This is a genomic window from Streptomyces sp. NPDC003077 (assembly GCF_040611095.1).
Lineage (GTDB): Bacteria > Actinomycetota > Actinomycetes > Streptomycetales > Streptomycetaceae > Streptomyces.
This window is the reverse complement of sequence record NZ_JBEXNM010000048.1, coordinates 61890-71818: the sequence shown is the minus strand read 5'-3', so window position 1 is coordinate 71818 and position 9929 is coordinate 61890. Positions and strand designations below refer to the sequence as shown.

Below are 9929 nucleotides of genomic sequence, written 5' to 3'. Positions count from 1 at the left end.
CCGGCCGCACCCGGCATCCCGGGGCCCCGAGTCGCCACCCCCAGCCCGTCCGGCGCTTGAGGACACCCCGGTGAGCGCGGGTACGGGCTCTTGGGCGGGTGGTGGGTGATCTTTGGTACCGGTGAACGCCGGGGGCGTTGTCCTCAATCGCCGGACGGGCTTGATATTGCCGGGCCATCGTCCATTGGCGCAGGCCGCACGGGCTTGATTTGGCCGGGCCATCGTCCATCGGTGCAGGCCGCACGGGCTTGATTTGGCCGGGCCACCGTCCATCGGAGCAGGCCGCACGGGCTTGATTTGGCCGAGCCATCGTCCATCGGTGCAGGCCGCACGGGCTTGAGATGGCGGGCCGCCGACCGCCAGCCGAGCCGCATGGGCTTGATATTGCCGGGCCATCGTCCATTGGTGCGGGCTGCGGGGACGTGCGGTCTCGCTTTTAATAATGGCCAGCATTACAGTGGGCTCATGGCGAGGACATCAGGCACCGGCTCCGGCACCGGCACCCGGGACAAGCTGATCCGCGCCGCGGAGGAGGTCTTCGCGGCGCAAGGGGTGGACGGTGCCCAGTTGCGGGACATCGTCCGGCTGGCCGGGCAAAGCAACCCGTCGGCCGTCCAGTATCACTTCGGCTCGCGGGCGGGTCTGCTGGACGCCGTCATGGCCGGGCGGCAGGCCCGTACGGAAGCGGCGCTGGCGCCCCGGTTGGCGGCGCTGGCGCCTTCACTGGCGGCGCTGGAGGGACGGGCGGACGCCGGGCCCCTCGGGGAGCGGGCGGACGCCGGGCCCGACGGCACGGCCGGCCCCGCCCCCGTCCTCGTCCTGCGCCGCCTCCTCGACGCGCTGCTCGCCGCCGAGGCGACCGAGCTGCGGACCGACCGGGGGCGCCGCTGCCTGCGGATCTCCGCGCAGCTCAGCCACGAGAGCGGGGTCCGCACCCGGACCCCGCACCCGACGCTGGCGGGCACCGCCTACTGGCGGCTGATCCTCCTGATCGAGGACGCGCTCACCGCGGCCGGGCTTCCGGAGCCCATCCGCCTGGAGCGGCTCGACCTGGCGCTGACGCTGCTCGGGGCGGCGCTGGCGGACCGCGCGCGGCAGTACCTGGACGGGGCGGTCCCCCTCACCGACGAGGACGTCTTCCTCGCCGACCTCGCGGGCACCACCGCCGCTTTCCTGCTCGCGACCGCGCCCCCGTACCCCGCCCGGCCCGGTGCCCCCGGACCGGACCCGACGCAAAGGAACAGATCATGACGGACCACGGCACCACCCCCACCACCACGGGCGCGGCGGGCACCTTCGACCTCACCGGCAAGACCGTCATCGTCACCGGCGGCGCACGCGGACTCGGCGCCGCGGCGGCCGAGCGGGCGGTGGCGGCGGGCGCGAACGTCGTCATCACGGACGTCCTGGAGGAGGCGGGCGCCGCCACCGCCGCGCGGCTCGGCGAGCGCGCCCGGTTCCTCGTCCACGACGTGACCTCGGAGGCCGACTGGCAGCGGGTCACCGACTTCGCGGTGGCCGAGTTCGGCGGCGTGGACGGGCTGGTCAACAACGCGGGCATATCCACGGGCCAGCCGCTGGAGACGGTCCCCGTGGACTTCTTCCGGAAGGTGCTCGACGTCAACCTCACCGGCGTCTTCATCGGCATGAAGACGGTCGTCCCGGCGATGCGGGAGCGCGGCGCCGGTTCGATCGTCAACATCTCCTCGGCCGCCGGGCTGATGGGCCTGGCGATGACCGGCGGGTACGGCGCCTCCAAGTGGGGCGTGCGCGGGCTGACGAAGATCGGCGCGGTGGAGTGGGGCACCGACCGCGTCCGGGTCAACTCCGTGCACCCCGGGATGACGTACACGCCGATGACCGCCGAGGTCGGCATCCGGCGCGGCGAGGGGAACTACCCCAACACGCCCATGGGCCGGGTCGGCGAGGCGGAGGAGATCGCGGGCGCCGTGGTCTTCCTGCTCTCCGACGCCGCGTCCTACGTCACCGGCGCCGAGCTGGCGGTGGACGGCGGCTGGACCACCGGCCCGACCGTGAAGTACGTCATGGGGCAGTGACGGCGGAACCGCCCGCAGGCAGAGGACTACGGGTCCGTGCGCGGAGAGAGGACGACGGGTCCGTGCGCGGGCCGGGACCGGTCGGTTCCCGGCCCGCGCACCTCTGGTTGCATGGCGGCATGACCGAGCACCAGCCGCTCAACGCGGACGAGATCCTGGACATCGTCGACGAGCAGGACCGGGTGGTGGGACAGGCGCCGCGCGGCGAGGCGTACGCCCGCAAACTGCGCCACCGCTGCACCTTCATCCTGGCCCGGGACGCCGAGGACCGGATCTTCGTGCACCGCCGCACGGCGCACAAGCTCGTCTTCCCCTCGCACTACGACATGTTCGTCGGCGGGGTCGTCGGCGCCGGCGAGTCCTACGACGAGGCGGCGCTGCGCGAGGCCGAGGAGGAACTGGGCGTGAGCGGGCTGCCCGCGCCCGTACCGCTGTTCACGTTCCTGTACGAGACCGGGGAGCACAGCTGGTGGTCCACCGTCTACGAGGTGCGGTGCACGATGCCGGTCCACCCGCAGGAGGCGGAGATCGCCTGGCACGCCTTCCTCACCGACGAGGAGCTGGAGCGGCGCCTCGGCGAGTGGCCGTGGACGCCGGACGGGCTGGCCGCCTACCAGCGGCTGCGCGCCTGGCACACGGAACACGGGGCTACGGAACACGGGACATGGGGCAACTGACCGGCGGATCGACTCGCCCCCCCGAAGGTAGGGTTCCGGCCATGATCCTCACCGAGCGACTGCGGGCGATCGGTGCGGGCGTGCGGTGCTGGTTCACGCCCGAGCGCGTCCGCGAGGAGGGCGACACCCCCGACTACCGCTTCTCCCTCGCCAACGAGCGCACCTTCCTGGCCTGGCTGCGGACCGGGCTGGCGCTGGTCGGCGGCGGTTTCGCGGTGGACCAGTTCCTTCCCGGGCTGCCCGCCGCGCTGCGGGTGACGTGCACCGTCGTCCTGCTGGTCGGTGGCGGGACGTGCGCCGTCCGCGCGGTCAACCACTGGGTGCGCTGCGAGCGCGCGATGCGCCGCGGCGAGGACCTGCCCGTCTCCCGCTTCCCGGCCGTGCTGGCGGTGGGCGTCGGGTTGCTGGCGGCGACGCTGGTGGTCCTGATCGCGCTCGGCCGGACCCGGTGAGCGATGACGACGCCGGGCGACTTCCCTGAGAGCAGGCGGGGAGCATCCGACGCGACACCGCCGCGCCCCCGCCACCACGATCCCGGCCTGCAACCCGAGCGCACCCGCCTGGCCTGGCGGCGCACCACCCTGGCCGGCACGGTCACGGCGGTCCTCGCGGGCCGTCAGGCGCTCCGCGCCGACCATCCCGGCCCGGCCGTGCTGTCGGCCGCCGTCCTCGTGGGTTTGGTTTGGTTCGCCCTCGTCATGGTGGCGCACCGGCGCATGCGTGCCATGGCGGCGGGCCGTCCGGCGCCCCTGCCGCGCCGGACGGCCCTGGTCGCGGCGGGGTGCACGGTGGCCCTGGCGGTGCTCGGTGCGGTGATCACCTTCTGAGCGGCAGACGGCGATCACCCTCCGAGCGGCAGACGGTGACCACGTTCCGCGCCGCAGGCGGTGATCGCCCTCCGAGCGCCGTTCGGCCGGGGCCGGCGGTTCCCCGGATCACCAAAGGAACCCGGCCCGTCCCGTCTCAGCCCCCCATCACCGTCACCGGCGGCAGCGCCGTACGCGGCTCCAGACCCCGGAACCAGAATCCGGCCAGGAACGACAGCGCCGCCTCCTGCGCCCCGGCCCGTTCCAGGCCGCCCCCGTCCAGCGGGACACAGCCCAGGTCCCGCACGAGGGTCCGTACCGTCTCCAGCGCCCCGGCGTCGTCACCGCACAACGGGACGGCGAGCGGGCCGTCGGCGAACACCGGCGGCGTCATGGACCAGACGGCGGGCGTGGACAGGTTGAACGCCTTGACGACGTGGGCCCCCGCCGCCACTTCCGCGGCGTGCGCGGCGGCGCTCGGTTTGCCGTGCGCGAGGAGCAGTCCGGTCGTGAGGTCCAGCGGGTTGGTGCAGTCGACGAGGGTGCGGCCGGCCAGCGCGCCGTCCGGGCCGCCCGCCGCCGTCAGCACCTCCTCCATCGCCGGGTACGGCACCGCGAGCAGCACCGCCGTGCCGAACGCGGCGGCCTCCCGCAGGCTTCCGGACCGCGCGCCGGTGCCCAGCCGTTCCGCGAGCGCGGCGGCCTTCTTCTCGTCGCGGCCCCCGACGAACAGTTCGTGGCCCGCCCGCGCCCATTGGCCCGCCAGGGCCTCCGCCATGTCGCCGGTGCCGAGGATTCCGATGCGCATGGGTACGTGCTCCTTTTCGATGGTGAGCCGACGGCACACGCCGACTCGGTGGTCGTGGTGAAGGGAAGAGAGAAAAGAGAGAAGGGGGGCGTCGACGTGTCCACAGCGGCGCTGAATGCCCGTCATGCCCGGTATGCGGCCCCGCACTCGGCCGGTCGCGCACCGGCCGAGGACCGTGCCCGTCCCTCCGATCAGCACACTAGGAGGCCCGTTGGACACCGTTCGGTACCTATTGGATGCGCTAGAGAGACGGCATGAGTGACGACGACCGCACCTCCCCCACCCCCGCCCCCGGCGACGCCGGAGCCGCGACCGTCCGCGTGCCCCGGAGCACCGATCTCTTCCTCGCCGACTGCCGCGCGCGGATCGGCATCGAGGTGCTCGCGCACGCCTGGAACGGCGTGGTCGTCTTCGGACTGCGGGACGGGCCGCGCCGTCCGAGCGAGTTGCGCGCGGCGATCGGCGGGATCAGCGGCAAGGTCCTCACGCAGACGCTGCGCCGGCTGGAGGAGTACGGCCTCGTGGAGCGGCGCCGGTTCGCGCAGGCGCCGCCGCGCGTGGAGTACGGGCTGACGGACGTGGGCCGCGGGTTGCTGGGACCCCTGGAGGCATTGGGGGCGTGGTCGTGGGAGTACGGTGACGCGGTTCTCGCCGCGCAGGAACGGGCCGCCGCCCGGGCCGCGGGCGAGGGCTGACCCCGCCGCGCCGTGGCCCGCCACACTGTGGCGTCCGCCACTCTGTGGCACCGACCGCTCCACCGCCGGCGCGCCCGACGCGCCCGGCCCGCCACCGAAGGGACCGCCGCATGCCGAGCGCAGATCCTTACCTGACCGAACTCGCCCCGGGCGTCCGGGCCTTCCTCCAGCCCGACGGGGGCTGGTGCCTGAACAACGCCGGTTTCGTTACCGACGGCGCCGAGACGCTGCTCGTGGACACCGCCGCCACCGAGCGCCGGGCCCGGCTGCTGCGCGAGCGGATAGCCGACTGCGGGGCGCCCATGCCCCGGACGATCGTCACCACCCACCACCACGGCGACCACACCTACGGCAACGGCGTCTTCGTGCCGGGGGCCACCGTGATCGGGCACGAGGCGTGCCGGCGCGAGCAGCTGGCCGCCGGTCTGCAACTGCACCAGATGTGGCCGGAGGTCGACTACGGCGACGTCCGTGTCATCGCGCCCAGCCTCACCTACACCGACTCCCTCACCGTGCACGTCGGCGACATCGAGGTCCGGGTCCTGCACCCGGGCGTCGCGCACACCCCCGGCGACAGCATCGTCTGGCTGCCGGAGCAGCGCGTGGTGTTCACCGGCGACCTGGTCTTCGAGGGCGGCACGCCATTCGTGTTCATGGGGTCGGTGGCGGGTTCGCTGCGGGCGCTGGAGGTGCTGCGGGCGCTGGACGCCGAGACGGTCGTCCCGGGCCACGGGCGGGTCTGCGGGCCGGAGGTGTACGACACCGTGGAGCGCTACCTGCGGTTCGTCGCGGACCTCGCCGAGGAGGGCCGGGCGGCGGGCCGTACGCCGCTGGAGACGGCGCGCGGCGCGGACCTCGGCGAGTTCGCGGCGCTGCGCGAGCCCGAGCGGCTGGTGGCGAACCTGCACCGGGCGTACGCGGAACTGGCGGGCGAGGCCCCGGGCTCCCCGCTCGACCCGCTGGCCGGCTTCGGCGACATGACGGTCATGAACGGCGGGGTGCCGATGGCCTGCCACGCGTGACGACCTCCTGACAGGGCGTCAGTCGAGCGTTAGCGGGACGTCAGCGGCGTGCCGGAGAGTTGCGGGGTCAGCGACGGGGGGCGTCCGGCGGGCAGCCGAGGCGCGATCGAAGGGTGAGTCATGCACATGAAGAAGATCAAGGCCGCTGTGATCGCGGCCTCCGCCCTCGCGGGTGTGGCCGTGGCGGCCCCCACGGCCCAGGCGGGCGAATGCTCGAAGGGAGGCCGCACCTACATCTGCGAGTACGGCGTGACCAAGTACCAGCTTCCCGACGGCAGGAAGCAGCAGTTCGTCGTCGCCCCCGACCGGTCCGTGTGGACGCGCTGGATCAAGCCCGGCACGAGCGACGACTGGAGCAAGTGGATATCCATGGGCGGCCGGGCGTCGACCAAGGCGTACGTCTACGACTACGACACGAGCGACCCGTGGTCCTTCACGCTGTTCTACTACGACGAGCACGCGGAGATCTGGGGCCGGGACCGCGACCACGACGGGAATTGGACCGACTGGACTCACCGGAACACCCCGATCAACGGGTAGTCCGGCCCCACGGCGGGTGGGCGGGCCCCGCGAGGGGCCGCCCCACCACAACCGCCGCCGTCCGGCTCAGCGCCCCCGTCCGGCTCACCGCCTCCGCGCCGGCCGCCGTCCCGGCGGCTGGCTCGGCTCGGGCCGCGTGACCGGTTCCGGCACCGGGCGGGTGGACGGTTCCTTGGCCGAGACGGTGAACGGTTCTCCGTAGTGCCGTATCTCCAGGGGCGCGCCCTCCTGCAAGGTGTACGTGGCGGTGGCGTCCCGGATCTCCACGCGCAGCCGCCGCCCCAGTACCTGCACGGCGAAGGCCAGGCGGGTGAGGCGGTTGGGGAGTTTCGGGGAGAAGCACAGGGTCTGGCCCTCGTGCCGCATCCCGCCGAACCCGGCGACCAGCGCCACCCACGTGCCGGCCAGCGAGGCGGTGTGCAGCCCGTCGCGGGTGTTGTTCTCCAGGTCCGCCAGGTCCATGAGGGCGGCCTCGCCCAGGTAGTCGTACGCGAGCCGGAGGTGGCCGACCTCGGCGGCGATGACGGCCTGGCAGCAGGCGGACAGGGAGGAGTCCCGGACGGTCAGCGGCTCGTAGTAGGCGAAGTCGCGCGCCTTGTGGTCGTCGTCGAAGGCTTCGCCCCGCTTGTACAGGGCGAGCACCAGGTCGGCCTGCTTGACGACCTGCTTGCGGTAGATCTCGAAGTAGGGGAAGTGCAGCATCAGCGGGTACTGGTCGGGCCGGGTGGCGGCGAAGTTCCACACCTGGTGGCCGGTGAACCCGGCCGACTGCTCGTGCACGCCCAGCGCGCTGTTGTACGGGAGCGCGACCGCCTCGGCGGCGTCCCGCCAGCGGGCGCTCTCCTCGTCGTCCACGCCCAGCGCGCCGGCCTCGCGCGGGTGGCGTTCGGCCACGTCGGCGGCGGCGCGCAGGTTCGCCTGGGCCATCAGGTTGGTGTAGACGTTGTCGTCCGCGACGGCGCTGTACTCGTCCGGGCCGGTGACCCCGTCGATGTGGAAGACGCCGTGGTGGTCGTGGTGCCCGAGGGAGAGCCACAGCCGGGCGGTCTCCACGAGTATCGGCACGGCCGTCTCCCGTTCGAACTCCTCGTCCCCGGTGGCGTCGACGTACCGGATGATCGCGTCCGCGATGTCGGCGTTGATGTGGAACGCGGCCGTGCCCGCCGGCCAGTACGCGGAGCACTCCTGGCCGTCGATGGTCCGCCAGGGGAAGGCGGCGCCCTTCAGGCCGAGCTGCGCGGCCCGGGCGCGGGCGGCGGGCAGGGTGTTCTGCCGCCAGCGCAGCGCCTCGGCGGCGGCGCCCGGCGCGGTGTAGGTGAGCAGCGGCAGGACGAAGCTCTCGGTGTCCCAGAAGGTGTGGCCGTCGTAGCCGGAGCCGGTCAGGCCCTTGGCGGGGATGGCCCGCTGCTCGGCCCGCGCGCCCGCCTGGAGGACGTGGAAGAGGCCGAACCGGACGGCCTGCTGGATCTCCGCGTCGCCCTCCACCTCCACGTCCGCGCGGCTCCAGAAGTCGTCGAGGTAGGCGCGCTGCTGGTCGGCCAGGTCCTGCCAGCCGGTGCTGGCGGCCCCGGCGAGCGCCGCGTCCACCTGGTCGCGGACGGCGGGCAGCGAGCGGACGCCCGACCACCCGTACGCCACCATCTTCTCCAGCCGCAGCGTCTCGCCGGGCGACAGGACGGAGGTGACCGTGAGCCGGCTGACGTTGTCGCCGCTCTCGGACGCGGTACGGGTCGAGTCCGGCCCCTGCACGGCGTGGTCGGCGGCGGTGGCGACGCGCAGCGCGCTGCGCCGGGTGCGGTGGATCAGCCGCAGCCGCATGTCGTGGGCGTGGTGCTCCTCCGGCTCCAGCGGGGATTCCAGCGCCGCGGCGACCCGCGGGTCGCCGCCGGCCTCGGGGAGCTGCTCGTTGGCGACGAGTTCGGACTGCACCACCACGCGGACGTCCTTGGAGTTCAGCGGCTCCACCTCGTACGCGACGGCGGCGATGGCCCGCTGCGTGAAGGAGACCAGGCGGGTGGAGCGCACCCGTACCGTGCAGCCCGCCGGCGACGTCCACACGCAGGTGCGGCGCAGCACCCCGGCGCGCAGGTCGAGCACCCGCTCGTGGGAGCGCAGCCGCCCGTACCGCAGATCGAACGGCTCGTCGTTGACCAGGAGCCGGATCAGTTTGCCGTTGGTGACGTTGATGAGCGTCTGCCCGGACTCCGGGTATCCGTAGCCGGCCTCCGCGTACGGCAGCGGGCGCAGCTCGTGGACCCCGCTGAGGTAGGTGCCGGGCAGGCCGTGCGGCTCGCCCTCGTCGAGGTTGCCGCGCCAGCCGATGTGGCCGTTGGAGAGCGCGAAGACCGATTCGCTCTGCGGCAGCACCTCCAGGTTGAGGTCGGTTTCCTTCAGCGCCCAGGGGTCGCAGGCGTACGAGCGGTGAGTGATCACGACCGGACCTCCAGCAGCTCGGCGAGGTCCTGCACGACCGTGTCGGCTCCGTGCCGGCGCAGCGCCTCCGCCTGCCCGACGCGGTCCACGCCGACGACGTAGCCGAAGTTGCCGGCCCGTCCGGCGTCCATGCCGGCGAGCGCGTCCTCGTAGACGACGGCCTGCGCGGCGGGGACGCCCAGTTCCTTGGCGGCCTCCAGGAAGGTGTCCGGGCGCGGTTTGCCGGGGAGCGCGCGGGACGCGGCGACGATCCCGTCGATCCGCACGTCGAACAGGTGCTCCATACCGACGGACGCCAGGACCTCCCGGCAGTTGGCGCTGGAGGAGACCACGGCGGTGTCCAGCCCGGCCGCGCGGACGGCCGCGAGGTAGCGGCGCGACCCGTCGTACGCCTCCACGCCGTCCTCCCGGATCTTCTGGAGCAGCAGGACGTTCTTGCGGTTGCCCAGGCCGTGCACCGTCTCGCGGTCGGGCGGGTCGTCGGGGGTCCCTTCGGGCAGGTGGATGCCGCGGGAGGCGAGGAAGGTGCGGACGCCGTCGGCGCGCGGGCGCCCGTCCACATACTCGTCGTAGTCCGTCACCGGGTCGAACGGAGTGAAGTCCGCACCTTCCCTGCGCCGCAGAAACGCGTCGAAGGTCTCCTTCCAGGCGGCGGTGTGCACCACGGCCGTCTTGGTGAGGACGCCGTCCAGGTCGAAGAGGCAGGCCCGCATGCCGTCCGGCAGCCCGAGCTTGGTCAAGGAGTTCGTCATGGAGGGCGCTTCCCCGCTCGCTGTCGTCGTATGTCTGGTGCGGTATGTCCGTTTTCCGGACGGGAGTACGGGACTCACCGGACGGGAGTACGGGAGCCGGGTGACGCCCCGGGACCACCGCGCGGGCGCGGCGGTCCCG

The 9929-nt window shown here is 73.3% G+C and carries 11 protein-coding genes; 8 read left to right on the top strand and 3 right to left on the bottom strand.

Translation table 11 applies throughout. The features are described from left to right. The first annotated feature begins 465 nt into the window (after positions 1 to 465). The 5 genes from ABZX96_RS26995 to ABZX96_RS26975 all read left to right on the top strand — a co-directional run bounded on the left by ABZX96_RS26995 (position 466) and on the right by ABZX96_RS26975 (position 3561). Positions 466 to 1251: a helix-turn-helix domain-containing protein gene (locus ABZX96_RS26995; RefSeq protein WP_355549368.1), complete on the top strand. Its 786-nt coding sequence runs from the start codon at positions 466 to 468 to the stop codon at positions 1249 to 1251. Next, the gene (locus ABZX96_RS26990; RefSeq protein WP_355549366.1) at positions 1248 to 2057 is read left to right on the top strand and encodes a glucose 1-dehydrogenase; all 810 of its coding nucleotides are present in this window, start codon (positions 1248 to 1250) and stop codon (positions 2055 to 2057) included. The genes ABZX96_RS26995 and ABZX96_RS26990 overlap by 4 nt, the downstream gene beginning before the upstream one ends. A 119-nt stretch (positions 2058 to 2176) precedes the next feature. Beyond that, entirely contained in the window at positions 2177 to 2734 is a 558-nt protein-coding gene (locus ABZX96_RS26985; RefSeq protein WP_355549364.1) for an NUDIX domain-containing protein, read from the top strand. A 41-nt stretch (positions 2735 to 2775) separates the two neighbouring features. After that, entirely contained in the window at positions 2776 to 3186 is a 411-nt protein-coding gene (locus tag ABZX96_RS26980; protein WP_355549362.1) for a DUF202 domain-containing protein, read from the top strand. A gap of 3 nt (positions 3187 to 3189) precedes the next feature. Next, complete coding sequence (locus ABZX96_RS26975) at positions 3190 to 3561, top strand: DUF202 domain-containing protein (RefSeq protein ID WP_355549361.1); 372 nt, start codon at positions 3190 to 3192, stop codon at positions 3559 to 3561. Between the two features lie 136 nt (positions 3562 to 3697). Here the strand turns inward: ABZX96_RS26975 and ABZX96_RS26970 are convergent, their stop codons facing one another. Further along, the gene (locus ABZX96_RS26970) at positions 3698 to 4348 is read right to left on the bottom strand and encodes an NAD(P)-binding domain-containing protein (RefSeq protein ID WP_355549359.1); all 651 of its coding nucleotides are present in this window, start codon (positions 4346 to 4348) and stop codon (positions 3698 to 3700) included. A 254-nt stretch (positions 4349 to 4602) separates the two neighbouring features. Between ABZX96_RS26970 and ABZX96_RS26965 the strand changes: the two genes are divergently transcribed. The 3 genes from ABZX96_RS26965 (at position 4603) to ABZX96_RS26955 (ending at position 6605) form a co-directional block, all read left to right on the top strand. Next, positions 4603 to 5043: a helix-turn-helix domain-containing protein gene (locus ABZX96_RS26965; protein ID WP_355549357.1), complete on the top strand. Its 441-nt coding sequence runs from the start codon at positions 4603 to 4605 to the stop codon at positions 5041 to 5043. A 110-nt stretch (positions 5044 to 5153) separates the two neighbouring features. Further along, positions 5154 to 6065, top strand: a complete 912-nt coding sequence (locus tag ABZX96_RS26960) for an MBL fold metallo-hydrolase (protein ID WP_355549355.1) — start codon at positions 5154 to 5156, stop codon at positions 6063 to 6065. 126 nt (positions 6066 to 6191) lie between these two features. Then, the gene (locus ABZX96_RS26955) at positions 6192 to 6605 is read left to right on the top strand and encodes a hypothetical protein (RefSeq protein WP_355549353.1); all 414 of its coding nucleotides are present in this window, start codon (positions 6192 to 6194) and stop codon (positions 6603 to 6605) included. Between the two features lie 84 nt (positions 6606 to 6689). Here the strand turns inward: ABZX96_RS26955 and ABZX96_RS26950 are convergent, their stop codons facing one another. After that, positions 6690 to 9038, bottom strand: coding sequence for a glycosyl hydrolase family 65 protein (locus ABZX96_RS26950; protein WP_355549351.1), 2349 nt, complete (start codon positions 9036 to 9038; stop codon positions 6690 to 6692). Further along, the gene (locus tag ABZX96_RS26945; RefSeq protein ID WP_355549374.1) at positions 9035 to 9778 is read right to left on the bottom strand and encodes a beta-phosphoglucomutase family hydrolase; all 744 of its coding nucleotides are present in this window, start codon (positions 9776 to 9778) and stop codon (positions 9035 to 9037) included. The genes ABZX96_RS26950 and ABZX96_RS26945 overlap by 4 nt, the downstream gene beginning before the upstream one ends. Positions 9779 to 9929: the final 151 nt, after the last annotated feature.